Below are 26,318 nucleotides of genomic sequence, written 5' to 3'. Positions count from 1 at the left end.
CAGTGTGGTGCGCGGCGGCGGGGAGGTTGGTAAGTGGCTCAGCCCCCCCGCCCCCCCCCCCCCCCCGGCCCCCCCCCCCCCCCCCCCCCCCCCCCCCCCCCCCCCCCCCCCCCCCCCCTCTGCTCTGCCCGCTCCCCCGGAGGTGTCTCGCTTGAGGATCGCCGTCACCGGCTCGTCCGGCCTCATCGGCTCCCGGCTCGTGCCGGCCCTGGCCGAGGACGGGCACGACGTCCTGCGCCTGGTCCGGCGCACCCCGCGCACGGCCGACGAGCACCGCTGGGACCCGCAGCACCGGCGGATCGACCCGGCGCTGCTCGCCGACGTCGACGCCGTGGTCAACCTCGCCGGGACGGGCGTCGGCGACAAGCGGTGGACCGCCAGGCGCAAGCAGGAGATCCTGCGCAGCCGCGTGGACGCCACCACCACGATCAGCAGCGCGCTGGCCGCGGCCGCCGCGGAGGACCCCGGCCGGCCCCGCGTGCTGCTCAACGCCTCCGCGGTGGGCTGGTACGGCGACACGGGCGACCGGGTCGTCCGCGAGGACGCCCCCGCCGGCTCGGACTTCCTGGCGCACGTCTGCGAGCAGTGGGAGACGGCCACGGCTCCCGCCGAGCAGGCGGGTGTCCGGGTCGTGCGGCTGCGCACCGGCCTGGTGCTGGGCCGGGGCGGGCTGCTCGGCCGGCTCGGCCCGCTGTTCCGCCTCGGCGTCGGCGGACGCCTGGGATCGGGCGAGCAGTACTGGCCGTGGATCAGCCTCACCGACGAGGTCGACGCGATCCGCTTCCTGCTCACCGCCGACGTCTCGGGGCCGGTGAACCTGACCGGGCCCACGCCGGTGACCAACGCCGAGTTCACCCGGGTCCTCGGCCAGGTGCTGCACCGCCCGGCGGTCCTGCCGGTGCCGGGGATCGCGCTGCGCGTCGCCGTCGGCGAGTTCGCGCCGGTGGGCATCCTGGCCGGCCAGCGGGCCGTGCCGGCGGCGCTGGAGGCGGCCGGCTTCACCTGGACCCACCCGGACGTCGGCTCCGCGCTGCGCGCCGCCCTCGGCCGGGGCTGACGGCTCACCCGGTGCGCGTGGCGGTCGCCAGCCGCCAGCCGTCCGGGCCGGGCGCCAGCTCGAGGACGACGGGGGTCACGGGCCGCCCCGGGTCGCTGGCCAGCGGCGCCCCGTCCGGGTCCGTCGCGCGAACGACCGCGTAGCCGTCCCAGCCGTCGCGGGCCTCCACCCGGACCCGGCCGTCCGGGAGCACGACGGCCACCACCGGACCCTCGACGCGCGGCGCGAACCCGGACAACCGCTGCCCGGCGGCGGCCAGCGCCCCGACGGCGGCCGCGTCCGTGACGCGCAGCGGGCTGTCAGCGGTGTAGACGGCGTCGAGCCCCGCGGGGTCAGCGTGGGCGAAGGCGTCGGCGCGGCGCGCGTACAGCTCGGTGACCACCGCGAGCCAGTCGGCGTCCGCGGCCGCCGGGCCCGCGGGGACCTCGGGGGCGGGAGGCGGCGGGGACGGCGACGCGGACGGCCCCGCCGACGGGGCCGCGGCGCGTGGGGGCTCGGCCGCCGTCCCCGCCCACACCGACCCGACGACGCCCGCCGCACCGAGCAGCAGCGCGAGGGCCAGCAGCACCCCGGCCACCCGCCGCGCCCGCCCGCCGGCCGGCCGGTCGCGCAGGAGGGCCCGCAGCCGCCGGCGCCCGCCGGGCGCCGGATCCCGCCTGGCGTGGCGGGCCACCTGGTGGGTGAGCTCGGTGCGCGGGCCGCGACCGGTGCGCCCCAGCTCCGCGTCGGGCACGCCGGTGACCGGCAACCGCACCGGCTCGGGCCGGCAGGCGTGCCGCAGGTCGAGGGCGAACTCGGCCGCGGTGGGCCGGTCGGAGGGGTCGGCGGCCAGACCGCGGGCGAGCACCTCGCGCAGCGCGGGCGGGGCCTCGGGGGCCAGCAGCTCCAGGTCGGGCAGCTCGCCCGCCGCGGCGACGGTCAGCGTGTCGGCGGGGGTGGCGGCGTTCCAGGGCGCGACGCCGGTCAGGGCGTGGAAGGCCGCAGCGGCGACGCCGAACACGTCGGAGGCCGGCCCGGGGGCCCCGCCCCGGGCGACGGTCGGGTCCACGTAGGCGGGGGTCACCTCGCCCGACGCGGCCTCCCCGAGCACGCGGGCCACGCCGAGGTCGGTGAGCACCGGCCGGCCCTCGGCGGTGAACACCACGTTGCCGGGCGACAGGTCGCCGTGCACGACCCCGGCCGCGTGGGCGTGCGCCAGGGCGGCCGCGACCGGCGCGACCGCCGTCACGACCTCGCCGGGGCGCAGCCGCCCCCGGCGGGCGAGCAGCGCGGCGAGGCTGCCCCCGGCCAGCAGCTCCAGGACGAGGGCGACCCGCGCGCGCCCGCCGCGCCGGGGCTGGTGCACCACCTCGACGAGCCGGACCAGGTGCGGGTGGTCCAGCTCCCCGAGCAGCGCCGCCTCGCGGGCCTGCCGCTCGGGGTCACCGGCCACCAGCACCTTGACCGCCACCGGGGCGCCCCCGCCGCGCGGTACGGCCCGCCACACCTCCCCCGAGCCGCCGCGGCCGAGCAGTTCCTCGAGCCGGTAACCGGGCACCACCGGCGGGCTGGGGTCGGGTCGCGCGCTGTCCTCCGGCACGGGCGGCACCGTAGGTGGCCGCGCCCTCGTCCCGCTCCCGCCGTCCACAGGCCGACCGGTGCAGTCGCTGTAACGACCGGGCCGGCCCCTCCGCCGACGGGTGCGCCGGGCGGCCGGCGCCTAGGTTCGGGACGTGTCCGTGCCCCAGCGTGCCGAGGTCGTGGTCGTCGGCGCCGGCCTGGCCGGGCTGTCGGCCGCCGTCCGGCTGTCCGCCGCCGGCTGCGACGTGCACGTCCTGGAGGCCGGCAGGCACGCCGGGGGCCGGCTGGCCACCGAACGCGTCGACGGGTTCGTCGTCGACCGCGGCTTCCAGGTGCTCAACACCGGGTACCCCCGGGCGGCCGATCTCGACCTGCCCGCGCTGGAGCTGGGCTGGTTCTGGCCGGGGGCGGTGCTGCGCGTCGGGGGACGGGCGCACCGGCTCGTCGACCCGCGCCGCCACCCCGCGGCGGCGCTGGACACGTTGCGGGCGCCGGTCGGCTCGCTGCTGGCCAAGGGCGCGATCGCGGCGTACTCGGCGCAGGCCGGCTACACACCCGTCGAGCGGCTGCTGCGGGCGCCGGAGACCTCGGCCGAGGTCCGGCTGCGCGCGGCGGGCGTCGGCGAGGAGGCCCTCGAGCGCTTCTTCCGGCCGTTCCTGTCCGGGGTGCTCCTGGAGGACGAGCTGGCGACCTCGAGCCGGTACCTGGACCTGCTGTGGCGCAGCTTCGCCCGCGGGCGCATCGGCCTGCCCGCGCGCGGCATGCAGGCGGTCGGCGAGCAGCTGGCGGACCGGCTGCCCGACCGCACCCTCCACCTCCACGTGAGGGTGAGCTCCGTGGCGTCGGGCCGGGTCGGCTGGGACGGCGGCACCGTCGTCGCCGACGCCGTCGTCGTCGCCACCGACCCGGGCGCCGCCGCCGCCCTGCTGCCGGGCGTCGACGCCGCGGCGCCCCGCTCGGTCACCACCCACCTGCACGTGCTGCCGTCCTCCCCGTGGCGGCAGCCGCTGGTCGTGCTGGGCACCCCCGGGGGCCGGGTGGTCAACAGCGCCGTCCTCACCGACGCCCAGCCGGCCTACTCCCCCGACGGCCGGGCGCTGGTCGCCAGCTCCACGCTGCGGCCGACGACGGAGGGCGAGGTCCGCGAGGAGGTGGCCCGGCTGCACGACGTCGCCACCACCGACCTCGCCCACCTGACGTCGGTCACCGTCCCCGGGGCGCAGCCGGCCGCCCTCCCGCCGTTGCAGCTGCGCCGGCCGGTGGACCTCGGCGACGGCGTGTTCGTCTGCGGCGACCACCGGGACACCCCGTCCATCCAGGGCGCCATGGCCAGCGGCGCCCGCACCGCCCGCGCCGTCCTGCGCCGCCTGCGCCCGACGCCCCCGGCCGCGACCGGCGCCTAGGCTGGGAGCCGTGAGCGAGCTGCACGTGATCCGGGCGGGGCTGGTCGACTACGAGGTGGCGTGGGCCCGCCAGCGCGAGCTGCACGCGGCGCGCGTCGAGGGCAGCGGCCCCGACGCGATGCTGCTGCTGGAGCACCCGCCGGTGTACACCGCGGGCAAGCGGACGGCGGCCCACGAGCGCCCCTTCGACGGGACGCCGGTCATCGACGTCGACCGCGGCGGGCGGATCACGTGGCACGGGCCGGGGCAGCTGGTCGGTTACCCGATCGTGGCGCTGCCCGACCCGGTCGACGTCGTCGCGTACGTCCGCCGCCTGGAGCAGGCGCTGATCGAGGTCTGCGCCGGCTTCGGGCTGGCCACCGAGCGGGTCGAGGGGCGCAGCGGCGTGTGGGTGCGGGCCGACGAGCGCGGACCCGACCGGAAGGTGGCCGCCATCGGCGTCCGGGTGGCGCGGGGCGTCACCATGCACGGCTTCGCGCTCAACTGCGACCCGGACATGGCCGCGTTCGGCAACATGATCCCCTGCGGGATCGCCGACGCCGGCGCGACGTCGCTGACCGCGGAGCTCGGCCGGGACGTGACGGTCGCCGAGGCGATCGACCCGGTCGAGGCCGCGATGCGCCGGGTGCTGTCGCCGCAACCGGCCACCGCGAGCTGACCGGGGGGATCCGCGGGCTCGCCCGCGGATCCCCCCGCCCCCGGCCTCAGCCGACGACGAAGTTGACCAGCCGGCCGGGGACGGCGACCACGCGGCGCACGGTCCGGCCGTCCAGCTGCGCGGTGATGCGCTCGTCGGCGCGGGCGGCGGCCTCCAGGGCCTGCGCGTCGGCGTCGGCCGGGACCGTCACCTGGGCGCGCACCTTGCCGTTGACCTGGACGGCGACCTGCACCGTGTCCTCGACCAGCCAGCGCTCGTCGGCGACGGGGAACGGCTCCCACGCCGAGGACCCGGCGTGGCCCAGCCGCGTCCACAGCTCGTCGGCGAGGTGGGGGGCCAGCGGCGCGACCAGCAGCACCAGCGACTCGGCCACCGCGCGCGGCACGGGGCGGTCGGCGCCGTAGGTCTGGGTGAGGGCGTTGGTCAGCTCGGTGATGCGGGCGACGGCGATGTTGAAGCGCAGGGTCTCCATGCCGTCGCGGACCCCGGCGATCGCCTTGTGCAGGGCCCGCAGCGTGGCCTCGTCGGGCTCCACGTCGTCGGCCGCGCGGACCGCGCCGGTCTCCTCGTCGACCACGACGCGCCAGATCCGCTGCAGCAGCCGCTGGGAGCCGACGACCGCCTTGGTCTCCCACGGCCGGGACTGGTCCAGCGGCCCGGTCGACATCTCGTAGACCCGGAAGGTGTCCGCCCCGTAGGCGGCGACCATCTCGTCCGGCGTCACGACGTTCTTCAGGCTCTTGCCCATCTTGCCGTGCTGGCGCTCGACGGGCGCCCCCTGGAAGGTGAACGCCCCGTCGACCTCCTCCACCTCGGCGGCGGGCACGTGGAAGCCGCGCTCGTCGGTGTAGGCGTAGGCGGTGATGTAGCCCTGGTTGACCAGCCGGCGGAACGGCTCCTCGCTGGAGACGTACCCCAGGTCGAACAGCACCTTGTGCCAGAACCGGGCGTACAGCAGGTGCAGCACGGCGTGTTCCACGCCGCCGACGTACAGGTCGACGCCGCCCACGTCCCCGGGCTCGCGCGGACCCATCCAGTACCGCTCCAGCTCCGGGTCGACCATCTGCGTGTCGTCGCCGGGGTCCAGGTAGCGCAGGTAGTACCAGCACGAACCGGCCCAGTTGGGCATCGTGTTGGTCTCGCGCCGGTACTCGCGGGGCCCGTCGCCCAGGTCCAGGGTGACCGTCGTCCACTCGGTGGCCCGCGACAGCGGCGGCTCCGGGGCCGAGTCGGCGTCGTCGTCGGAGAAGGTCTTCGGCGAGTAGTCGTCGACCTCCGGCAGCAGCACCGGCAGCATCGACTCCGGCACCGCCCGCGGGGCGCCGTCCTCGCCGTAGACGATCGGGAACGGCTCACCCCAGTACCGCTGCCGGCTGAACAGCCAGTCGCGCAGCTTGTAGGTGGTCGTGGCCTCGCCGTGGCCGGCCGCGACCAGCCACCCGGTGATCCGCTCGATCGCGGTCGCCTTGTCCAGGCCGTCCAGCGACACCTCGTCGTTCGACGAGTTGATCATCTCGCCGGCGCCGGTCCACGCGCCGCCGTCCCAGTCCGCGGGGGGCTGCACCGTCCGCACGTGCGGCAGGCCGAACGCCCGGGCGAAGTCCCAGTCGCGGGTGTCCTCGGCCGGCACGGCCATGATCGCGCCGGTGCCGTAGCCGGTCAGCACGTAGTCGGCGATGAACACGGGCAGCTCGCGGCCGTCGACCGGGTTGACGGCGGTCACGCCGAGCCAGACGCCGGTCTTGTCCCGCGCCTCGTTCTGCCGGTCCAGCTCGCTGCGCCGGGAGGCCTGCCGCTGGTACTCGCGCACCGCCTCGCGCGGGGTCGCCGCCCCGCCGGTCCAGCGCGGGTCGGTGCCGGCCGGCCAGGCGTCGGCGGTCAGCGTCTCGACCAGCGGGTGCTCGGGGGCCAGCACGACGTAGGTGGCGCCGAACAGCGTGTCGGGGCGGGTGGTGAAGACCTCGATCGTCTCGGGGCCGGCGGCGAACCGGATCCGGGCGCCGGTCGAGCGGCCGATCCAGTTGCGCTGCATCTGCTTCAGCGAGTCCGACCAGTCCAGCCGGTCCAGGTCGGCCAGCAGCCGCTCGGCGTAGGCGGTGATCCGCATCATCCACTGGGTCAGCGGGCGCCGGAACACCGGGAAGTTGCCCCGCTCGGACCGCCCGTCGGCGGTGACCTCCTCGTTGGACAGCACGGTGCCCAGGCCGGGGCACCAGTTGACCGGGGCCTCGTGCAGGTAGGCCAGCCGGTGCGCGTCGACGACCCGGCGCTTGGCGGCGTCGTCCAGCTCGGCCCACGGCCGGCCCGACGGGTTGGTGCCGGGGGCGGGCTCGCGGGTGCCGGCGTCGAGCTCGGCGACCAGCTCCTCGACGCGGCGCGCCTTCCCGGCGTCCTCGTCGAACCAGGACCCGAAGATCTGCAGGAAGATCCACTGGGTCCACTTGTAGTAGCCGGGGTCGATCGTGGCGAAGCTGCGGCGGTCGTCGTGGTCGACGCCCAGCCGGCGCAGCTGCGCCTTGATCGCGGTGATGTTCTGCTCGGTGGTGATCCGCGGGTGCTGCCCGGTCTGGACGGCGTACTGCTCGGCCGGCAGCCCGAACGCGTCGTAGCCCATCGGGTGCAGCACGTTGGCGCCGTCCATCCGCCGGAAGCGGCTGGTCACGTCCGTGCCCAGGTAGCCCAGCGGGTGCCCGACGTGCAGCCCGGCACCCGAGGGGTACGGGAACATGTCCATGGCGAAGTACTTGGGCCGGTCGGCCACGCGCTCGAAGCCCGCCGACAGCCGACCCGACGGGTTCGGGGTGTGGAAGGTCCCCTCGGTCTCCCACCGGTCCTGCCAGGCCAGCTCGATCCGCTGCGCCAGCGCCGGGGTGTAGCGGTGCGGCGGGACGCCGTCGCCGCTGGGCTCGGTGCTGGCAGCGCCGCTGTGGGTGCTCGCCGTCTGGCTCATCGTCGGTGCTCCGGTCTCGGGTGCGGTCTCGTGATCGCCGGTGGCGTCCGGGGGCGGACATGCAAAGACCCCTCGCACAGGAGGGGTCGCCGCGCCGTCCTCGCAGGTGGGGGTCAGCGCGGCTCGGGGAGGAGGAGCCGCCCGATCACCTTCGCGAGTCTACCGCCGGGCCCGCGTAGACCTCCGCCAGTTCCCGCGCCAGGGCGGCGAGGTGGGCCCGCGCCTCCGGCGGGTCGACCACCTCCACCCGGGCGCCGAAGCCGGCGACCTCCGCGGCGACGAACTCCGCCGCCGGTCCGGCGAGCTCCACCGGGACGCGCCCGTCGGCGCCGGGCTCACCCGCGGTGAGCCGGGTGCCGAACCGCACGCGCAGCCGGGCGAGTGCCTCGGGGTCGGCCAGCGCCCGCACCCGGACGCCGCCCCGCCGCACGGCGACCGCCGCCGCGCTCGCCGCCCACGCGGCCGCCAGGTCGAAGTCCGCGGGCCGCTCGACCGGCAGCCCCGTGCCGGCCACCGACCGCACCCGGTCCACCCGGAAGGTGCGGACGCCTGCCGTCGTGCCCGCCACCAGGTACCAGACACCGCCCTTGGCGACGAGCCCGAGCGGGTCGACCTCCCGCGTCCCGGGCTCCCGCGCGCGCCCGGCGTAGTCCAGACGGACCCGCTCGCCCTCGACCACCGCCCGCTCCAGGGCCGGGAGGTGCTCGGGCGCCGGGCGCGGCCGGCCGTCCCAGCCCGAGGGGTCGACGACGACCGCGGCGGCCGCGGTGCGCGCGGGCTCCCGCAGCGGCGCCGGCAGGGCCTGGGCGAGCTTCCGCAGTGCCGCCTGCACCGCCGGGGCGGCGTCCCCGGCCGGGCCCGCGGCGAGGAACAGCGCGCGGGCCTCCCCCGCGGTCAGCCCGGACAGGTCGGTGCGCGCGCCACCGACCAGCGCCCAGCCGCCCCCGCGGCCGGCGACGCTGTACACCGGCACCCCGGCCGTCGCCAGCGCCTCGAGGTCCCGGCGGGCGGTGCGCACCGAGACCTCCAGTTCCCGGGACACCTGGGCAGCGGTGACCCGACCCCGCGCCTGGAGCAGCAGCAGGGTCGCGATCAGCCGGTCCGCACGCACTCGTCGAGGATGCCGCGGAAAGTGGCCAGGAGGTGACCACTTCATCCGTGAGGGTCGGGACATGACCACTCCCGCACCGCTCCTGACCGACCCCCGGCCCGTCCTCACCACGGCGGCGCGCACCGCCGTCTCCGTGGCCGCCGGCGTGCGGCCCGACCAGCTGTCCCTGCCCACCCCGTGCACCGAGTACGACCTGCGCGCGCTGCTGGGCCACCTGGTGTCCGTGCTGCACCGCGTCGCCGCGGTCGGCCGCGGCCTGCCGCCGTTCTCCGTGCCGCAGGTGACGACCGGCGTCCCCGACGACGGCTGGGGCGCCGCAGCCGCCGCGGCCGCCGACGACCTGTTCGCCGTCTGGGCCGACGACGCGCTGCTCGACCGCGAGCTCGTGCTGCCGTACGGCACGCACCGCGGCGCCGTCGCGCTGGCCACCTACACCGGCGAGCTGACCTCGCACACGTGGGACGTCGCCGTCGCCTCCGGCCAGTCCCCCGCCTGGGACGCCGACGTGCTCGCCGTCGCGCTCGCGGCGACCGCGCGGATGCTGCCGGCCGAGGGCCGCGGTCCCCACATCCCGTTCGGCCCGGTCGTGCCGGTCCCCGCCGACGCCCCGGCCGTCGAGCGCCTGGTGGCCTGGCAGGGCCGCGACCCGCGCTGGACGCCGGAGGTCTGAACCCGGGCCGCCTCACCCGCGAGGATGATCAACGATCTTGGTCTCTCACGCGCGGGCCGTCACCCGCCGATGCCGTCGCCATGCGGAACGACGACGCGCCCGGACCCGCCTCGCGGCGGCTGGTGGCCGCCCTCCTGGTGTGCGCTCTGCTGTTCGTCACCGGCGTGGGACCGCGCCCTGCCGGTTCCGTCTGGACCTTCGGCTACGACGTCCTGCTGTTCAACGCCGGGTACGTGCTGAGCGCGCTCGTGTGCCTCTGCGCGGCCCGGCGCGTGCCGGCCGAGAGGACGGCCTGGACGGCGATGGCACTCGGGCTCTCGCTCGCCGTCGCCGGGAACCTCACGTTCGGCCTGGTGGCCGTCGACGGGGACACCCCGCAGTTCCCGTCCGGGGGCGACGTGGCCTCGCTGCTGTCGTTCGTCCCCGTCTGCGTCGCGCTCGTCGTCCTGGTCCGGGCTCGGGCGCCCCGGACGTCGGCCAGCGCCTGGCTCGACGGCGTCAGCGGTGCGCTGGGCTTCGGCACGGTGGCGATCGCGGCGCTGCTCGGATCCGGCGGTGCCCTCCCGACCGGGGACCCGCTCTCGGTCGTCGCCGGGCTGGCCTTCCCCCTCATGGCCATCCTGGTGGTCGCACTCATGGGCGTGGCCGGCGGTGTGCTCGGACTGCGCCGCGATCCCAGCATCCTGCTGGTCGCCGCCGGTGGCGTGACCAACCTCGTCGGTGACGTCGCCTACGGCGCGCTGGCCCCGTCCGGCTCGTTCCACGGAGGCGGCCCGTTCGACCTGTTCTTCCTCGCCGGCGCCGTGCTGGTGGCCCTGGGCGCGCACGCCAGCCGGGTGGTGCCCCCCGGCGGACGGCACCCGGACCTGGGTGCCCGGGTGGGCTGGCGGATGGTGAGCGTGCCCCTGGCCTGCAGCGCGGCCAGCCTGTGCGTGCTGGTCGCGGACGGCGCGCTGCCGCTCGCGGCGCGGATCTGCGCCGCCGGCTGCGTGGCCGCGACCCTCGTGCGTTCCCTGACGACGTTCCGCGAGCTCCACGAACTGCACGCCGTGCGCACCCAGGCGCTCACCGACGAGCTCACGGGCCTGCCCAACCGGCGCGCGCTGCTGGACCGCGCGTCGCAGGTCGTGGCCTCGGCGACCGTCACCGAGCCGGCCGCCGTCCTCCTCATGGACCTCGACGGCTTCAAGGGGGTCAACGACGGCCTCGGCCACCACGCCGGCGACGAGCTCCTCCGCCAGGTCGCGCAGCGGTTGACGGCGGCCATGGGTCCGGCCGACGTGCTCGGCCGGCTCGGTGGCGACGAGTTCGCGGTGCTCTGCCCGGCCGGTGGCCGCGCCGGCGCCGAGGCCCGCGCGCACCGCATCCGCGAGCTGGTGCTCCAGCCCTTCACCGTCGACGGCGTCCCGCTGCGCGTCGGGATCAGCATCGGCGTCGCCACCGCCCCGGTCCCCGCCACGTCGGTCGGGGAGCTCCTGCGGTGCGCGGACGCGGCGATGTACGCGGCGAAGGCCGCCGGGGACGGCGTGCGGGTGCACGACACCACCACCGACGGCGTGTGGTCGGGGGCCGAGCGGCGCGCCGGCGTGCCCGTGGCCGGCTGAGCGTCCAGGCGGGGCGGTGGGGAGCGGCCCCGCCCGGACGCCCCGCTCAGCCCAGCTGGGGCGCGACCTCGGCCGCGACCAGGTCCAGGTGGTCGAGGTCGCTCAGGTCGAGCACCTGCAGGTAGACCCGGGTCGCACCGGCCTCCGCGTAGCGGCCCAGCTTGTCGACGGCCTCGGCGGGAGTGCCGGCGAGGCCGTTCTCCCGCAGCTCGTCGACGTCGCGGCCGATGGCGGCCGCGCGCCGCGCGACCTCCGCCTCGTCCCGGCCCACGCACAGCACCAGCGCGGAGCTGCAGACCAGCGACGAGGGGTCGCGGCCGGCCTCCTCGCAGGCGGCGCGGACCCGGGCGAACAGGCGGGCGTTGTCGTCGGCGGACGCGAACGGCGCGTTGAACTCCTGCGCGTACCGCGCGGCCAGCCGCGGCGTCCGCCGGGCACCGCCACCACCGATCAGGATCGGGATGCCGCCGTCCTGGACCGGCTTGGGCAGCGCGGGGCTCCCGGACAGCCGGTAGTGCTCGCCGGCGAAGTCGAACGTCTCGCCCGCCGGCGTCGACCACAGCCCGGTGATCACCGCGAGCTGCTCCTCGAACCGGTCGAAGCGCTCGCCCAGGGCCGGGAAGGGGATGCCGTAGGCGTCGTGCTCGGCCTCGAACCAGCCCGAGCCGATGCCCAGTTCCACCCGGCCGCCGCTCATCTGGTCGACCTGGGCGACGGAGATCGCCAGCGGACCGGGGAGCCGGAAGGTGGCCGCCGTCATCAGGGTGCCCAGCCGGATCCGGCTGGTCTCGCGGGCCAGCCCCGCCAGGGTCACCCACGCGTCGGTGGGCCCCGGCAGGCCGTCCCCGCCCATGGTCAGGTAGTGGTCGGACCGGAAGAACGCGTCGTAGCCGGTCTCCTCGGCGCGGCGGGCCACCGCGAGGAGGTCGTCGTAGGTGGCGCCCTGCTGGGGCTCGGTGAAGACACGCAGCTGCACGTCCGGGACGCTATCGGCGTCGGGCGCGCCGCGCTCCCGGCGCCCCCGTCCGGGATGTGCGCGCCGGGCGGACCGGGCAGGATGGTGCGGAGACGATCAACGTGGAGGTACATCCCGTGTTCCGCAAGAAGACCCGAGGTCAGGTCATCGCAGCCGAGCTCCAGGAGGGCCTCAGCCACATCCAGACGGCCGTGTCCGAGGCCGGTCGCGCGGCCGCGGAGGAGCTGGCGCCCCGGATCGCCGCCGCGCGCGACGCCGCCGCGCCCGCCCTGGGTGCCGCCCAGCTCGCCGTCGCCCCCAAGGTCGCCGCAGCCGTCGCGGCCACCGCACCCGCCGTCGCCTCGGCCCGGGACGCGCTCGCGCCCCGTGTGGAGGCCGCGCAGAAGGCCATCGGCCCGCGGGTCGAGGCGGCGCGGGAGGCCGCCGACGCCCGGCTGGCGGCAGCGGTGGAGGCGCTGGCCCCGCGCATCGAGGCCGCGCGCGCCAACGCCGGCCCGGCGCTGACGACCGCGGTGGCCGCGACGACCGCGGCCGCGTCGAAGGCGGCCGCCGACCTCGCGCCCCGCGTCGAGGCCGCGCAGAAGGCCGCCCAGAAGACCCTCGCCACCGAGGTGCTCCCCCGGGTGGTCGCCGCGCGCGAGGCCGTCGTCCCGGCTCTGGGGACGGCCCGGGACTCGCTGGTGTCCGGGGTCGGCACCGCGCTCGAGGAGCTGGAGGCCCGCCGCGACGAGCTCGTGGGCGCGGCCGCCGGGAAGTCGAAGAAGGTCACGAGGAAGGCCCGGAAGAAGGCCGGCAAGCAGAAGGCCAAGGCCGCCAAGGCATCGGCGAAGGCGTCGGCCCGGGTCCGGCGGGGTACGGGCGTGGAGCGTGGGCCGCGGCGCTGGCCCTGGCTGGTGCTGTTCGCCGCGGCGGGTGCCGTGGCGTTCGCGGTGCTCCGCCGCCGCGGGGGCGCCGACGCGTGGACGCCGGCACCGACCGGCGACGGCCCCGTGCCCAGCTACCGAGAGGACCCCGTGCCCAGCTCCCCGAGCAACGACGACGCAGGCAAGACCGTGTCCAGCGCGACCTGGGAGGCCGGGGACTCCGCGCCGGCCGAGTCCGACATGGGCATCCGCGACGCCCAGATGGTCGACTCCGACGGGCCGACCGACCCGGTCGACCCGAAGGACACGCCGAAGCCCTTCACCAGCGGCGGCAGCGACGAGCCCGGCCCGACGGCCGGCCCGTCCGGCTCCGGCATGGCCTGACCCCGCCGAGACCCCGCGCACACCGCCCCCGCTGCCCGCCGGCAGCGGGGGCGGTGTCGTCTCGCGGGCGTACCGTGCAGGTCATGAGCGAGACGGCGGCCCCCACGTCCTCCGGATCCGCCCTCGAGCCCGCCGGCCGCAAGCTGCTGCGCCTCGAGGTCCGCAACAGCCAGGTGCCGATCGAGCGCAAGCCCGAGTGGATCAAGACGCGGCTGCGCACCGGCCCCGAGTACACCGAGCTCAAGTCGCTGGTCCGCCGCGAGGGGCTGCACACCGTCTGCGAGGAGGCCGGGTGCCCCAACATCTACGAGTGCTGGGAGGACCGGGAGGCCACCTTCCTCATCGGCGGTGACCAGTGCACCCGCCGGTGCGACTTCTGCCAGATCGACACCGGCAAGCCCGCCGACTTCGACGCCGACGAGCCGCGCCGGGTCGCCGAGAGCGTCGCGTCGATGCAGCTGCGCTACGCCACCGTCACCGGCGTCGCCCGCGACGACCTGCCCGACGGCGGGGCCTGGCTCTACGCGGAGACCGTGCGCCGGATCCACGCCGCCGTCCCCGGCTGCGGCGTCGAGCTGCTCATCCCCGACTTCAACGCCGACGCCGCACAGCTGGCCGAGGTCTTCTCCTCCCGGCCCGAGGTGCTCGCGCACAACGTGGAGACCGTGCCGCGGATCTTCAAGCGCATCCGGCCCGGCTTCCGCTTCGAGCGCTCGCTGGCCGTGATCACCGCCGCCCGCGAGGCCGGGCTGGTCACCAAGAGCAACCTCATCCTCGGCATGGGCGAGGAACCGCACGAGGTCGTGGAGACCATGCAGGCGCTGCACGACGCCGGCTGCGACCTGCTGACGATCACCCAGTACCTGCGCCCCTCGCCGCGGCACCACCCCGTCGTCCGCTGGGTGAAGCCCGACGAGTTCGTCGGCTTCTCCGCCGAGGCCGAGCGGATCGGCTTCCCCGGCGTCCTCGCGGGTCCGCTGGTGCGCAGCTCCTACCGCGCCGGGCGCCTGTACCAGCAGGCGATCGAGGCCCGCGGGATGACCCTGCAAGGGTGATCACTGCGTCGTCGCCCGGACGACGGGCGCGGCGGCCCTATCCTGTGGGCATGGCACGCAGCAAGCCCACGGACTCCCCCGCGCCCTCCGGCAAGGCCGGACGGGCCCCCGGCTCCAGCGGCCGCGGGCGGGGTGGCGGCGCCACGGGCTCGACGGCTGCCTCGGCGACCGGCGCGACGGCGCCGAAGACCGGCAGGAACGGCAAGCCGAAGAAGCAGCGGATGGCCAAGATCCGCCGCAATCTCGGCATGATGAAGCAGGCGTACAAGCTCACGTACAAGAACGACCCGAAACTCCCGTGGGTCATGCTCATCGCCTTCGTGGTGGTGGCCGGGGCGATCGAGCTCATCGGCATCCTGCTCGGCGCGCCGTTCCTCACGCTGGCCTTCGCGATCCTGTTCGGTCTGCTGGCCGCGCTGGTGGTCTTCGGGCGGCGCGCGCAGGGCTCGGCCTACAAGCAGGTGGAGGGTCAGCCGGGCGCGGCGGCGTGGGTGCTCGAGGGCATGCGCGGCGACTGGCGGGTCACCGCGGGCGTCGCCGGCACCACCCAGCTCGACTCGGTGCACCGGGTGCTGGGCCGGCCCGGCGTCATCCTGGTCGCCGAGGGCGTGCCCTCGCGGGTGCGGCCGCTGCTGGCGCAGGAGAAGAAGAAGCTCGCGCGCGTCGTCGGCGACACCCCGATCTACGACATCACCGTGGGCGACGACGCCGACCAGGTGCCGCTGAAGAAGCTCAACACCCACCTCATGAAGCTGCCCCGCAACCTCAGCGCGGCCGAGGTGAACGCGCTGGGCCGGCGGATGAGCGCCCTCGGCGGCCCGAAGATGCCCGTCCCCGGCGGCCCGCTGCCCGGTGGCCGGCAGATGTCGGTCAGCCAGCGCCAGGTCCGCCGCCGCTGACCTGTCCCCCCAGACGGCGAGAGCCCCGCACCGGCCGGTGCGGGGCTCTCGCCGTCTGCGGGGTCAGCGGTCGAGGACGACGGCGGTGTCGGTCGCGCGGTCGTGCAGGCCGCGGCCGTCGAAGTCCACCACCAGCGCGGGCACCAGCAGGCACAGCAGCGCGGTGCGGACGACGGCCCGCCACCAGGCCAGCTGCTGACCCTGCCGGGGATGCGCCAGCCGCAGCCCGACCAGGCGCATGCCGGGCGTCTGCCCGAACAGGACCAGCGTCACGATCGTCAGGACGGCGAAGGTCAGCAGCGTCCAGAACCCCCGCCCCGGGCCGACGACCAGCATGGTGACCAGCCCGGCGGCGACGGCGTCGACGAGATAGGCCCGCACCCGGGCGCCGAAGGGGGCCAGCGAGCCCGGACCGTCGGCGGGCAACCCCAGCGAGGCACCGCGGCGGCGCTCCTGAGAGGGTGGCTGCGCATCCCTGACCATGACCGTCAGCGTAGGACTCCCCGGTGCGGGGCCCGCGCGGCGAGGAGGCCGGGCCCGGCGCGCGACACGCCCGGGTCCTTGTTACCGGTACGAAACACCGGAGACACCGCGGGGCAACTCCTCGCTCGTAGGTTCGCCACCGGCTGTTCGCCCACTCCCGGAGGAACGATGTTCACCAGTCCCGACGAGGTCGCCGCCTACATCCGCGACAACGACGTCGAGTTCGTCGACGTGCGTTTCTGCGACCTGCCCGGCGTCATGCAGCACTTCACCATCCCGGCATCGACGTTCGGCGAGGACACCTTCTCCGAGGGCCTGGGCTTCGACGGCTCCTCGATCCGCGGCTTCCAGGCGATCAACGAGTCGGACATGCTCCTGCTGCCCGACGCCAACAGCGCGTTCGTGGACCCGTTCCGCCGGCACAAGACGCTCAACGTCAACTTCTTCATCCATGACCCGATCACGCGCGAGGCCTACAGCCGCGACCCGCGCAACGTGGCGAAGAAGGCGGAGGCCTACCTGGCCAGCAGCGGCATCGCCGACACCGCGTACTTCGGCCCGGAGGCGGAGTTCTACGTCTTCGACTCCGTCCGCTACAACACCAGCATCAACGAGGGCTACTACCACCTGGACTCGGTGGAGGGCTCCTGGAACACCGGTTCGACCACCGGCGAGAACGGCGTCGGCCCGAACCTGGGCTACAAGGCCCGGATGAAGGGCGGCTACTTCCCGGTCGAGCCCTACGACCAGCAGAGCGACCTGCGCGCCGACATGATGGTCAACCTGGCCCGCGCCGGGCTGCAGCTGGAGCGGGGCCACCACGAGGTGGGCACCGGCGGCCAGGCCGAGATCAACTACAAGTTCGACACGCTGCTGCGTTCGGCCGACAGCCTGATGCTGTTCAAGTACATCATCAAGAACACCGCGTGGGCGCACGGCAAGTCGGCCACCTTCATGCCCAAGCCGCTGTTCGGCGACAACGGCTCGGGCATGCACTGCCACCAGAGCCTCTGGAAGGACGGCGAGCCGCTCTTCCACGCCGAGACCGGCTACGCGGGCCTGTCCGACACGGCCCGCCACTACATCGGCGGTCTGCTCGCCCACGCCCCGTCGCTGCTGGCCTTCACCAACCCGACGGTCAACAGCTACCACCGCCTGGTGCCGGGCTACGAGGCCCCGATCAACCTCGTGTACTCGGCCCGCAACCGCTCGGCCTGCTGCCGCATCCCGATCTCCGGCGACAGCCCGAAGGCCAAGCGCATCGAGTTCCGCGTGCCCGACCCGTCGGCCAACCCCTACCTCGCCTTCTCGGCGATGCTGATGGCCGGCCTCGACGGCATCAAGAACAAGATCGAGCCGCCGGCGCCGGTCGACAAGGACCTCTACGAGCTGCCGCCCGAGGAGGCCCTGGGCATCGACAAGGTGCCCGCGTCGCTGGACGCCGTCCTCGACAACCTCGAGGTCGACCACGACTACCTGGTCGACGGCGGTGTCTTCACCCCCGACCTGATCGAGACCTGGATCGACTACAAGCGGGCCAACGAGATCGACCCGATCCGCCTGCGCCCGCACCCGCACGAGTTCGCGATGTACTACGACATCTGAGTCACACAAGCCGCTGACCAGCGCGTTTAGCTCTAGTCAGCGGCCGTAGTCCGCAACGAGTCCGCATGAGCAGCCAGAACCGCACCCACGGCTGCGCGTGCGGACTCGTTGCTGTCCGGCCACAAGTGGCCATACGTGTCGAGCGTGGTCTTGGCGCTGCCGTGCCGGAGCCGGTGCTGGACGACCTTGACGTCCAGACCGGAAGCGATCAGCAGAGAGGCCAGGTAGTGCCGGAGGTCGTGGAATCGGAAGTCCTCCGGCAGACCGTCGGCCCTCCGCCGAGCGGCTCTGATGGCCCTCTCGATGGCCCATGTGGACGTCCGCCTGCCGAGCCCGTCGGTGACCACGTAGTCGCCACCCCACTGCGCCACGGCCGCTGACAGCTCGAGCGCCAGCTCGTGCGGAATGGGCAAGGGCGTTCGAGACGTCTCGGTCTTGAGCTCCTCCCCCGGTCCCTGCTGAACCGGGCGAACCACCCCGCGCATGAAGTCGACGTCGGCGACCCGCAGCCCCACAGCCTCCGCCGTCCGGAGTCCGACGAAGGCGCCGAGGAGGACCGCCGGCCTCAGGTGAGCGGGGATCGCGTCGTGGAGTGCCCAGACCTGGGCCGTGGTGGCGACGAAGGGGCGCGGCTTGCCGGCGCCGGGAGACGTGCGCCTCGAGCAGGGATTGCGGACGAGGATGCCGTCATGAACTGCGTCGCTCATCACCTGTGACAGCCGGTTGTGCAGGGCGTAGACGTAGGACGGCGCCAGGCCCTCGTTCTTCAGTTTCGCCGTCCAGGAGCGGACGTCGGATGGACGTACCGCAGCGAACCGTCGGCCGCCGAAGTGGGCCTTGATCTGCGTCAGGTGCACCTCGGCCTGCCGAACTGTCCGCGGGCGCCGGGTGCCGTAGCCGGCCAGCCAGGTGTCACACCAGTCCCCCACGGTGACCCTGGCCGTCTTGGGATCCGCCCACGTCCCGTTGACGAGTGCAGCGGTCTGCTCGTCGAGCCACCGCTGCGCGTCGGCCTTCCGCTTGAAGTGGCGGGCGTGCTCCTTGCCCGCGGCGTCACGGAAGCGTGGCCGATAGCTGCCATCAGGTCTGCGGGCGATGCTGGCCATGTCGGTCACCCCTGTTTGCGGCTTGACTCGCCGCGTCGATACCAGAGCGACCACGACTGCACTGGGCCTCGCGAATATCTGGGGATACCGCTGGGTCTGTGGATCAGCCGAGGTGGCGTCAGCCGCTCGGACGACCTCAGGTAGTTCCCCAGTCAGCACAGCGGAGGTCACTAGCAGACCTGTCCCTAAAGGCGGCCTATGGGACACCCCTGTGACACCCGGCGGCTGCCGCGTCACCTAGCTCCCCTGCGCCGTGGCTGATTAGCGCAGACCATCGGCGACCCCTGGCTGCGGTCCGAGCTCCAAGGCGGGTTCCCAACGGGTTCTCGGACCACACCTTCCAAGGGGCTACGCACGTCAGGCCGCTCCCGATTCCGGGCAGCGAGGGAGGCGCCCGGTGAACGTCGCCGAGCCACTGACTAGTTGCCAGGCCGCCCCATCGGGTGGCTCCCCGGTTGGCTTGGTCGTGTGGGTCCCGCCAAGGCGCCGCCAGGGTCGTCTCTGCAAGTCCATAGAGTGTCGGAATGCCCCCTCATGAGGATGCCGAGAAGACGGCGGCCAGATTCAAGCGAGCGCTGGACCTTTTCCTTGCCGGGATGGAAGCGGTCGACGAGCTAGCTGTATTTGCGCATGAGCATGCTCGCCCGTTAGACGATGAAGATCGGGTACTCGAGCAAGCGATGTCCCCGAGAGTAACTGCCTCGGCCGAACAGCATCGCGCCGCAATTATGGTCATTGAGAAGATGATGGAAGATCTAAGTAGCGCCACCGACAAAAGCGCCCCTACGGGAGGCGATGGCGCTAGCGATGATTCAACACGGAAGAGCGATGTAGACGCTCACGACGATGAAGACGCCGTAGTCGCGAGCTATGAGCCCATACTTGAGGCTGCCGTTCATGAAATTGCTGAGATCACAGGCGACCCTCGAGCACTATTCGACTATCTGCGGGCCTACGGTCAAAACCGAGTGCGGGTTGCTCGGCTTTCCGTTCTCAATTCATCCCTGTTGACCACTGCAGTCAGCAACTTCGAGGTCCTTGTCTCAAGTCTCATCAAGCAATTCCTGGTCGAGCGGCCACAAGCAGTCCGCAGCGACGACGCCAGATATTCTCTTGCCGAGATTTCTGCCTTTGAGACGCTAGATGAGTTCAGAGACTTCACTGCCGATCGTTACGTGGAGTCAATCCTGCGAGGTAGCTTTGATGACTGGATGAACTGGTTTGATAAGCAACTCAAGGTCAAGCTCGATCAGGTGGCATCGGACCCCGCGGCGCTGCGGGAAGTGTTCCAAAGGCGCCACCTTTTCGTACATAACGGCGGCCGCGTGAATCGCCTTTACCTTAGCAAACTAACGGAATTGAGGGATCCGCCCGCAATCGATGACGAGCTGGTCGTGGACGGGGCTTATCTCTCATCGGCTGTGGACTCTTTGACCGCAACCGGAGCACTGCTGACCGCCCTTGTCCTTCGAAAGCTTGTTCCTGTGATAGATCACGACCATCCGGCCGATTCCCTGATCAGCAATTCCGCCTATCAGTTCTTGCGCTTGGGGCGCTGGCGGGTCGTCGTGGCCCTCACGTCGGCGATGGTTGATGAATGTGCGTCCGACTACACCCGGTACGTCATGCAGGTGAACGGGTGGCTCGCGCGCAAGCGGCAGAACGGTATCGAGGCGATCCGCCAAGAGGTGGAGGCATGGCAGGTGTCGGCGCTGGCGCCGCGGTTACAGCTTGCTCGGTTGGCTCTGCTAGATGACAATCTAGAGGCCTACAAGCTGGCTCGGATTCTGGTGGAGCGGAATGAGATCAGCCAGAGCGAGTGGGATGAGTGGCCGCTCCTTCAGGAGGTTCGGCAGTACGCGGCGGAGCAAGACACACCTGAGGGAGGAGTCACCCAGGCTCTTGAGGCTGGAACGGTGGACGGGTTGCCGGACCGTTCCCTGGATTCTGGCGAGCAGTGAGGGACAAGACTCGGATGGACCATCAGTCGCACTGCAATTCGACTTAGCAGTAAGCAGGTCGAGCAAAAGCCAGCACATCCCCAGGTGGCGCTAGTGGTAGCGCCATGGGAGTTTGAGCATCGGACTATCTATGCCGGGAAGTTAACGGCGGTGTTGGTCCGTGACCAAAGGCCACTTGGGCATTCGGCCTTGTGTTCCTCAAGCGACGTGCCGAGAAGACGCGCCACGTCATGCAGTCTCTCGACTGTCGAGCTCGGCAGGTGCGTTCCGGCGATAGGAGCGTGAACGAGACGTGGAAGACTCTCGCGGGCCTCATCTGACCGAGGCTCTAGCGAAGGGCCAGTTGCGGAGTTCAACGCACTGCGACAGGAGATCGCTACTCGCATTGGGTTGCAGCACAACGTTTACGTTTTGCAGCTGACAACGGCTGGCGCGGTATTTGGCTTCGTCCTGTCCAACCGCGCCACAATGCCAGTCCTGTTCATACTGCCTGTCACGAGCTACCTATTCGCAGCCAGCTTCTTTGAGTTGCATGGGGTGATGCGGCAAGCAGCGACTTACATTGACACCGTACTGCATGATCAGGTAGCTGGCGGCCTCGGCTGGGAGCGATGGGTGGGAAAGGCTAACGAAAGCGTCCGCCAGCTCGAGTTCCTGCATCCTTTCCTGATCGCCTTTCCGGGCGTCTCAGTGCTTTCGCTCGTCGTTACAGCCCCGTACGCGTTGCAGCCACCGAAGAGCGCGTCCGGCTATGGCTTCGCGATCTGGATCGCCTGGGTTGGCGGCCTGCTGCTGACGCTGCTGAGCGCACGCGTCGCCTGGAAGCTGTTCCAACCTGCTAGGCGGCCGCCGGACCCGAACTGAGCTTGGCGACGGTTCAGGTACGGCCAATCGCCCCACTGGACGCCGACCTCCGTCCTGGCGAGCGCGTCCCGGCCAGCCGAAGGGTTCTCGTCGCGTCGCTGAATGCGGAGCCGCTCGCGTCCTTTGAGGACTGACCCGATGCCGGCGGGTGTCCTCAAGTGGGCCGCTAGGAGACGCAGTGTTGGCCTGCGCAAGGGTGTTGGCATGACGGACATCCGACAGGTCTCTGCGTCGCCGTGGGAGCAGGACCTGTTCGTTGTCGGGGAGTCCGAGCGGATGGCGCACGTTCTGTCCGTGAGCAAGGCAGCCGTGCTGGCCAGCGTGGAAACGGTCCTGGACTACGGCGGGCGCCGCCTGGCGCTAGTTGCGGGCGAGCATCCGGTGATCGTGGCGGGCGCGTGGGCGCGACATGGCGTCTGCGGCTACTCGCTGGCCGGCGTGCAGCTCTGGCAGAACAAATCGCGGTCAGGGGTGCAGCATGTGACTGCCCTGGCAGCGGGCTCGGTCGCCGTCGCGTACGAGAAGGGGCCGGCCGTCGTGCTGGACGCTCCCTCCGGGGAGCAGGTGAGCGCACTGCCCGGTGTCAGAGGCGTCCACGCGCTGACCCCTAGCTTGTCGCTGCTGGAAGGGAGCGGATACATGCAGTTGGCCGACGGCAATCTTCAGCTCGTCGGTGACCGCATCTCGCTCCGGTCCTTCGGTGTCCTCGACGCCGCTGCCAGCGCCGAGCGCGTCGCCGTTGCCGAGGCCGGCGGGCCCCTGCGAATTCTGACTCTCGCGGGAGTCGAGCGCGCCACCCATTTGGTGCCCGGTGGCCGCGTCGTCGCGGTCGCGTACGAGGGCGGCACGGGCACTTGGCGAGCGATCAGCCGAGTCGACCGGAAGGACGACGTGCACCACGAGCTCCTCCGTCTGTCCGATGACGCGGACGTGCTCGAGCGGCAGCAGCTGGACGGCCTCATCGACGCCGCCTGGCTTCGAGATGGCATCGCTCTTGCCTACGCCACACCGGTGGGCGTCCTAGTTCGGGATGACGCGGATGGCATGGCACACCAGGTGGGCCACATCCCGCCTGTCCCTCAATGGGCCGCTTAGGGCGACGCGCCTCCTGGCGCCAGTGCTGCACCATGACGCCGTGCGTGAACGACTGACCGAAGAGCACTGGCTTCAGGTCGACCAAGGATTCCTCCGCGGCCCGGATGGACGTCGGTACTCCCGGCGCGCCACCCGGACGAAGCGGAAGGAAGCAGAGCAACTCGTTGTAGGCGGTGCGCCGCTGGTCCTCTTCTACTGGGGCGGCGAGCAGCTCGACTGGCTCGACGGCGCTGACGCCCGCGGTGAGTGGCGGATTGTGCGCCCTCATGTCACCTCGGAAGAACCGCGCCGTAAAGGCGACGTCGAGTGGACTGCCGGGCGCTGGGAGGACGAGGAAGGTCGGCCCCTGGTGGTGCTGACCGGTCACTGCTGAGAGCGCCGCCCCGGCCCGGGAAGGCGTTACTCATAGTGGGCCGCTCAGAGACACCCGGGCCCAGTCACCTAAGAGCGGTGAGCCGCACGGTCGACTGGGGCTTTGGGTAAGCAGCGGTCACGTCCTGTGAAAATGCGACCCACTCAGGCGTGGGCGGGATGGACTGCAGGGGGACGAGCATGAGCGACGAGGTGACTGTCGCAATCGTGGCGATCGCTGTGTCGGCGGTGGTTTCGAGCATCGGCATCTACTTCGCCTTCAGGCAGGCTAGAAGCGCGAGGCAGTCGGCCACCAGTGCACAGGAGCAGGCGGCTGCAGCCCGTGACTCCGTGGCCGCCGCTCGGGAGCAGGTGGCTGCCGCACACAGGCAGAACGAGCTGCAAGAGCAGATGTGGCGTGACCAGGCAGAGCCGTACGTCGTAGCCGACATTCGGCCGGATCTCGGACAGGGCCAACTGTTCCAGGTGACCTTGGAGAACCGAGGGAGCACCATCGCGCGAAACGTGCGGGTCATCTTCGACCCCCCTCTGCAGCAGGTAGGCCTCTCAGAGGACGGACCTTTCACAGCACTCGACAACGGTGTGTCCTATCTGCCACCGGGGCGCGCGATGACTTGGCACCTCGGCGTCGGCCATAGCTACTTCGACGGGGACAGGTCGGAGCCGGATCGTGAAGTCACCGTGACCTGCGAAGGGCCGTTCGGGCCGGTCGAACCTCTGCGATACACGTTCTCGTTTGAGGCGTTTCGGCATCACGTGGCGGCAGGCCCAGGCACGCTTGCGCGGGTGGAGAAGGCTGTGGTCGAGGTCGCCAAGGAGCTGAAGGGCCTGAAGCGGCGGTAGCGCACAGCCCACTACAGGACGGTGGCGGACGTATCCCCATAGCGGGCCGCTATGGGCGACGCGCGCCTACGTCTCGAAGCGGTTTCAGGCGAGCTTCGCTGCACGGCACAAGAAAGCCTCCGAAGAGTGAGCTTTCTACCTGCCGTCCCTGAGGGTCGCACCGGACCCATGCGTCTCGTCAGGCAGGGTGCTGACCGTGCGTTCTCACTCATGGCTTCCCGACTCGCGGCTGAAGACCGATGGCGGACTCAACTGGTTCTTGCCGTCGATGAGCATCTCTCTTCGCACGCTGTGGAAGCTGGCAGATCGCATGGCGGAGGACATGGGCCAGCCAGCGAGCGTCTTCACCGCCAACGGAACCAGCTACATGGGCGGCCCGGCCTACTCGCGCGTAGAACGCGGTCAGGACCTCGCCCCAGGACGGTCATACGCAGATGGGGTCCGTCTCATGGCAACCGACGGCTTGACCCTCCAGGACGGCGTCTTGAATCTCTCGAGCGCTAGTCCCGGTGTGAGTATCGACTTCCCTCGCGGTGATCAGGCTGGGGTGGTCGGGATGTTCGGGAGCAGCGATCAGTTCGTTCCCTACCGGCCCAAACTGGAGGCCACTATCGACTGGCTGGTCAGACAGGGGCGATACCGGTGGGGCTGGCTGCTCCCGCTCAGCATCGGCGGCTCGCTGCTATTGGTCCTGCTCCTGTCGGGCTTGGTCGTTTCGTCGGTCCTCACAGCCAGAGCCGGGTACGCCGCGGTGACTGTCCCCTTCTTCGTCATTACGGGGGTGGCGACCACTTGGGTCATCGGCGCTGGCACCCTCAAGTTGATCCGCGAGGACAGACGAAAGCGCCGCGGCGTGGTCGTCAATCTTCACGACCGAGCATGACGGTTCATGGCGGCCTTCGGCGATTGCGGCGATGGCTCGATTGGTGTCCCTAAGTGGGCCGGCCCTGGATATCGACGAGGCTTGCGGTCAGGGTTACGGACGCTCTGGGGGTAGCACCTCGAACGTCCCCTCGCGCAGCTCCCCCCAAGCCAACCGGCTCTCGGCGAGTTCGTCCTGAAGGAGGCCGTACAGCTCATCGGCCAACCACTCCGCGTCCCACGGAGAGTCAGTCACGAACCAGCGACGTGGCACTTCGAGCCACTCACCACGCGCCCTTACCGCCACTCTGAGCGCGTTCACGCGACCGACCGCCGGCAAGTGGTCAGGGCCGATCTCAACGACGACGTCTTCAAGCTCGTCAGCACGAAGCAGGCTTCTGGCGACTGGCATGGCGACCCGACGGCGGACCTCTGCCGGATTTCGAAGATCCAGGTCGTGGGCCATCCAGGCACCCTAATCAAGGCTTGACAGCTATCGCCTTAAAGCCGCCTTCAGGGATACCGACATCACCACGTCGCCGGCACCGCGCGACGACCGTGACGACTGCCGCTGAGCAGGACATCGAGGAACCCACGACTCCACTGGAGCTCATCAAGATCACTGGGCCTCACACCTATTGCACCGGCCGGCGACGGACTCGTTGTGACGAGTAACTGGAGGTCCGTCGGGACGCTTAGTGGCATGGGCACCAAGGGGACGGCGGACTACCGCCGGCGCCGCCAGGAGGCCGAGCGCCGACGACGCCGACAGGTTGAGAGGAAGACGCGGGAGCCGAGGCCACACGACGTCGACAGCGGCGAGGCCTCGGCACCGGCGCGACGAGCCGCGGCCGCCCAGTGCGCCTGGTGCGGCGGAACGATCACCCCGAACAGGCGCGGGCCGGTCCCGAAGTGGTGCTCGGCGACCTGCCGACATCGCGCGTGGGAGCAGACCCGAGCCGCCGCCTCCGGCCGATCCGCCGTCGAGGTGGTCGAGCGGCGCATCGAGGTCCCCGTACCCGTCACCCCGGCACGCCGCGACTGGCCGGACCTGCTCACCGAGCTCGCCCGCCAGATTGACGACGGCCGCATGTACGACCGTGACCTGCTCGACCTGTCAGACGGCCTCGGCCTCGTCCTCGAGGCGTACCGCCGCAGGGCGTACGTCCGCAGTGGATCGGTCGACTATCAGCGCCAGGCGCGCGCTCGACAGCCGCGCGCATGAACCGGTTCGGCTGAACGAACGCCCCCGTGGTGGCGACTGCAGGGCAACTGGAGAAGCGCCCTGACGCTGGGCTTCGACTGAGTCTGGTTGACCGGCGTTGGACGCCGTCACCGACGACTCCCTCTCAGCCCTCTTGGAGGACCAGATGACAAACGTCGATCAGCCCCGCTCCGCAGAAGACCTCCTGACCCTGGCGGAGACGGCTGCCTACCTGAGGACCCCGGTCGCCACCTTGCGCTACTGGCGACACCTGGGCCTCGGGCCGGCCGGCTTCCGGCTCGGCCGTCGTGTCGTCTACCGGCGCGGTGACGTCGACCGCTGGCTCACCGAACGGCAAGCCGCCGACGGCGCCTGAGAGGCGACTCGCCACAGCGACCTCATGGTGCGGACGGCCATCGGCTCGAGAACCTTGAGTCCGATGGTCCTGCGGGGTTGGCTCCGGTTGTCCGCCCTGGCGGTCTGACTGCAGGAGTGCACCTCGGCTCTCCAGTCCGCAGAAAGTCCGCAACTCGTCCGCGGATTGCCAACGACGCCCCACCGAAGTCAACGGTGAAATGCCTGGTCAGACCGCATATCAATGCCGGGTCACGACCGCCCAACTCCACGGCACGAGTTCGCGATGTACTACGACATCTGATCGTCGGAGGGCGCCCCGACGCCGATCTGCCGGTCCGCACGGCCCCCGCCAGGGACTCCCCCCGGCGGGGGCCGTG

Annotated in this window: 24 protein-coding genes; 17 read left to right on the top strand and 7 right to left on the bottom strand. The window is 72.2% G+C overall.

Going from position 1 to position 26,318, the window contains the following annotated elements; translation table 11 throughout:
* Positions 1–151: 151 nt before the first annotated feature.
* Positions 152–1,057 (top strand): TIGR01777 family oxidoreductase, encoded by a 906-nt coding sequence (locus ACI781_RS08635; RefSeq protein ID WP_456565671.1) that lies wholly within the window; start codon positions 152–154, stop codon positions 1,055–1,057.
* A gap of 4 nt (positions 1,058–1,061) precedes the next feature.
* On the opposite strand, the gene ACI781_RS08630 is transcribed toward ACI781_RS08635, so the two are convergent.
* Positions 1,062–2,636, bottom strand: a complete 1,575-nt coding sequence (locus ACI781_RS08630) for a serine/threonine-protein kinase (RefSeq protein ID WP_456565670.1) — start codon at positions 2,634–2,636, stop codon at positions 1,062–1,064.
* Positions 2,637–2,769: 133 nt separating this feature from the next.
* Between ACI781_RS08630 and ACI781_RS08625 the strand changes: the two genes are divergently transcribed.
* Both ACI781_RS08625 and lipB read left to right on the top strand, forming a co-directional pair.
* Positions 2,770–4,020 carry an FAD-dependent oxidoreductase gene (locus ACI781_RS08625; protein WP_456565669.1) on the top strand — a complete coding sequence of 417 codons (1,251 nt, stop codon included), beginning with the start codon at positions 2,770–2,772 and terminating at the stop codon, positions 4,018–4,020.
* 10 nt (positions 4,021–4,030) lie between these two features.
* Positions 4,031–4,678 carry a lipoyl(octanoyl) transferase LipB gene (gene lipB / locus ACI781_RS08620; protein WP_456565668.1) on the top strand — a complete coding sequence of 216 codons (648 nt, stop codon included), beginning with the start codon at positions 4,031–4,033 and terminating at the stop codon, positions 4,676–4,678.
* A 46-nt stretch (positions 4,679–4,724) separates the two neighbouring features.
* Here lipB and leuS read toward each other — a convergent pair whose 3' ends face one another.
* Positions 4,725–7,628: a leucine--tRNA ligase gene (leuS, locus tag ACI781_RS08615; protein WP_456565667.1), complete on the bottom strand. Its 2,904-nt coding sequence runs from the start codon at positions 7,626–7,628 to the stop codon at positions 4,725–4,727.
* A gap of 145 nt (positions 7,629–7,773) precedes the next feature.
* Complete coding sequence (locus ACI781_RS08610) at positions 7,774–8,739, bottom strand: helix-turn-helix transcriptional regulator (RefSeq protein WP_456565666.1); 966 nt, start codon at positions 8,737–8,739, stop codon at positions 7,774–7,776.
* A 61-nt stretch (positions 8,740–8,800) separates the two neighbouring features.
* On the opposite strand from ACI781_RS08610, the gene ACI781_RS08605 reads away from it, so the two are divergent.
* The gene (locus tag ACI781_RS08605) at positions 8,801–9,409 is read left to right on the top strand and encodes a TIGR03086 family metal-binding protein (RefSeq protein ID WP_456565665.1); all 609 of its coding nucleotides are present in this window, start codon (positions 8,801–8,803) and stop codon (positions 9,407–9,409) included.
* 80 nt (positions 9,410–9,489) lie between these two features.
* On the top strand, positions 9,490–11,013 hold the full coding sequence (locus tag ACI781_RS08600) for a diguanylate cyclase domain-containing protein (protein ID WP_456565664.1): 1,524 nt from the start codon (positions 9,490–9,492) through the stop codon (positions 11,011–11,013).
* Between the two features lie 46 nt (positions 11,014–11,059).
* On the opposite strand, the gene ACI781_RS08595 is transcribed toward ACI781_RS08600, so the two are convergent.
* Positions 11,060–11,989 (bottom strand): LLM class F420-dependent oxidoreductase, encoded by a 930-nt coding sequence (locus ACI781_RS08595; RefSeq protein WP_456565663.1) that lies wholly within the window; start codon positions 11,987–11,989, stop codon positions 11,060–11,062.
* 101 nt (positions 11,990–12,090) lie between these two features.
* Here ACI781_RS08595 and ACI781_RS08590 point away from each other — a divergent pair, with 101 nt between their 5' ends.
* From ACI781_RS08590 to ACI781_RS08580, 3 genes are all read left to right on the top strand, one after another.
* Positions 12,091–13,236, top strand: a complete 1,146-nt coding sequence (locus tag ACI781_RS08590; protein WP_456565662.1) for a hypothetical protein — start codon at positions 12,091–12,093, stop codon at positions 13,234–13,236.
* Positions 13,237–13,319: 83 nt separating this feature from the next.
* Positions 13,320–14,291: a lipoyl synthase gene (gene lipA / locus ACI781_RS08585; RefSeq protein WP_456565661.1), complete on the top strand. Its 972-nt coding sequence runs from the start codon at positions 13,320–13,322 to the stop codon at positions 14,289–14,291.
* A gap of 50 nt (positions 14,292–14,341) precedes the next feature.
* Complete coding sequence (locus ACI781_RS08580) at positions 14,342–15,190, top strand: DUF4191 domain-containing protein (protein WP_456565660.1); 849 nt, start codon at positions 14,342–14,344, stop codon at positions 15,188–15,190.
* Positions 15,191–15,253: 63 nt separating this feature from the next.
* Here the strand turns inward: ACI781_RS08580 and ACI781_RS08575 are convergent, their stop codons facing one another.
* Positions 15,254–15,673: an RDD family protein gene (locus ACI781_RS08575; protein ID WP_456565659.1), complete on the bottom strand. Its 420-nt coding sequence runs from the start codon at positions 15,671–15,673 to the stop codon at positions 15,254–15,256.
* A gap of 168 nt (positions 15,674–15,841) precedes the next feature.
* Between ACI781_RS08575 and glnA the strand changes: the two genes are divergently transcribed.
* Positions 15,842–17,278, top strand: a complete 1,437-nt coding sequence (gene glnA, locus ACI781_RS08570) for a type I glutamate--ammonia ligase (protein WP_456565658.1) — start codon at positions 15,842–15,844, stop codon at positions 17,276–17,278.
* Positions 17,279–17,310: 32 nt separating this feature from the next.
* Here the strand turns inward: glnA and ACI781_RS08565 are convergent, their stop codons facing one another.
* Positions 17,311–18,384, bottom strand: coding sequence for a site-specific integrase (locus ACI781_RS08565; RefSeq protein ID WP_456565657.1), 1,074 nt, complete (start codon positions 18,382–18,384; stop codon positions 17,311–17,313).
* Positions 18,385–18,908: 524 nt separating this feature from the next.
* Between ACI781_RS08565 and ACI781_RS08560 the strand changes: the two genes are divergently transcribed.
* The 6 genes from ACI781_RS08560 (at position 18,909) to ACI781_RS08535 (ending at position 24,402) form a co-directional block, all read left to right on the top strand.
* Positions 18,909–20,345, top strand: a complete 1,437-nt coding sequence (locus tag ACI781_RS08560; protein WP_456565656.1) for a hypothetical protein — start codon at positions 18,909–18,911, stop codon at positions 20,343–20,345.
* A gap of 411 nt (positions 20,346–20,756) precedes the next feature.
* Positions 20,757–21,209, top strand: a complete 453-nt coding sequence (locus ACI781_RS08555; RefSeq protein WP_456565655.1) for a hypothetical protein — start codon at positions 20,757–20,759, stop codon at positions 21,207–21,209.
* Between the two features lie 204 nt (positions 21,210–21,413).
* Positions 21,414–22,304: a hypothetical protein gene (locus tag ACI781_RS08550; RefSeq protein ID WP_456565654.1), complete on the top strand. Its 891-nt coding sequence runs from the start codon at positions 21,414–21,416 to the stop codon at positions 22,302–22,304.
* Positions 22,305–22,344: 40 nt separating this feature from the next.
* Positions 22,345–22,677 carry a hypothetical protein gene (locus tag ACI781_RS08545; protein ID WP_456565653.1) on the top strand — a complete coding sequence of 111 codons (333 nt, stop codon included), beginning with the start codon at positions 22,345–22,347 and terminating at the stop codon, positions 22,675–22,677.
* Between the two features lie 179 nt (positions 22,678–22,856).
* A complete protein-coding gene (locus ACI781_RS08540; RefSeq protein WP_456565652.1) occupies positions 22,857–23,519 on the top strand; it encodes a hypothetical protein in 663 nt (220 codons plus the stop codon).
* A gap of 187 nt (positions 23,520–23,706) precedes the next feature.
* Positions 23,707–24,402: a hypothetical protein gene (locus ACI781_RS08535; RefSeq protein ID WP_456565651.1), complete on the top strand. Its 696-nt coding sequence runs from the start codon at positions 23,707–23,709 to the stop codon at positions 24,400–24,402.
* A gap of 93 nt (positions 24,403–24,495) precedes the next feature.
* Here ACI781_RS08535 and ACI781_RS08530 read toward each other — a convergent pair whose 3' ends face one another.
* Positions 24,496–24,846, bottom strand: coding sequence for a hypothetical protein (locus tag ACI781_RS08530; RefSeq protein WP_456565650.1), 351 nt, complete (start codon positions 24,844–24,846; stop codon positions 24,496–24,498).
* A 237-nt stretch (positions 24,847–25,083) separates the two neighbouring features.
* Here ACI781_RS08530 and ACI781_RS08525 point away from each other — a divergent pair, with 237 nt between their 5' ends.
* Entirely contained in the window at positions 25,084–25,605 is a 522-nt protein-coding gene (locus tag ACI781_RS08525) for a hypothetical protein (RefSeq protein WP_456565649.1), read from the top strand.
* 145 nt (positions 25,606–25,750) lie between these two features.
* Entirely contained in the window at positions 25,751–25,960 is a 210-nt protein-coding gene (locus ACI781_RS08520; RefSeq protein WP_456565676.1) for a helix-turn-helix transcriptional regulator, read from the top strand.
* Positions 25,961–26,318 lie beyond the last annotated feature (358 nt).

This window comes from Blastococcus sp. SYSU D00695 (assembly GCF_054050555.1).
This window is presented reverse-complemented; position numbering and strand designations above follow the sequence as displayed.

Coding starts and splice junctions, on each gene's coding strand:
- ACI781_RS08575 (WP_456565659.1), bottom strand. CDS start 15,673: ATGGTCAGGGATGCGCAGCCACCCTCTCAGGAGCGCCGCCGCGGTGCC.
- ACI781_RS08550 (WP_456565654.1), top strand. CDS start 21,414: ATGACGGACATCCGACAGGTCTCTGCGTCGCCGTGGGAGCAGGACCTG.
- ACI781_RS08605 (WP_456565665.1), top strand. CDS start 8,801: ATGACCACTCCCGCACCGCTCCTGACCGACCCCCGGCCCGTCCTCACC.
- ACI781_RS08580 (WP_456565660.1), top strand. CDS start 14,342: ATGGCACGCAGCAAGCCCACGGACTCCCCCGCGCCCTCCGGCAAGGCC.
- ACI781_RS08530 (WP_456565650.1), bottom strand. CDS start 24,846: ATGGCCCACGACCTGGATCTTCGAAATCCGGCAGAGGTCCGCCGTCGG.
- ACI781_RS08565 (WP_456565657.1), bottom strand. CDS start 18,384: ATGGCCAGCATCGCCCGCAGACCTGATGGCAGCTATCGGCCACGCTTC.
- ACI781_RS08560 (WP_456565656.1), top strand. CDS start 18,909: ATGCCCCCTCATGAGGATGCCGAGAAGACGGCGGCCAGATTCAAGCGA.
- ACI781_RS08520 (WP_456565676.1), top strand. CDS start 25,751: ATGACAAACGTCGATCAGCCCCGCTCCGCAGAAGACCTCCTGACCCTG.
- leuS (WP_456565667.1), bottom strand. CDS start 7,628: ATGAGCCAGACGGCGAGCACCCACAGCGGCGCTGCCAGCACCGAGCCC.
- ACI781_RS08525 (WP_456565649.1), top strand. CDS start 25,084: ATGGGCACCAAGGGGACGGCGGACTACCGCCGGCGCCGCCAGGAGGCC.
- ACI781_RS08540 (WP_456565652.1), top strand. CDS start 22,857: ATGAGCGACGAGGTGACTGTCGCAATCGTGGCGATCGCTGTGTCGGCG.
- lipA (WP_456565661.1), top strand. CDS start 13,320: ATGAGCGAGACGGCGGCCCCCACGTCCTCCGGATCCGCCCTCGAGCCC.
- ACI781_RS08600 (WP_456565664.1), top strand. CDS start 9,490: ATGCGGAACGACGACGCGCCCGGACCCGCCTCGCGGCGGCTGGTGGCC.
- glnA (WP_456565658.1), top strand. CDS start 15,842: ATGTTCACCAGTCCCGACGAGGTCGCCGCCTACATCCGCGACAACGAC.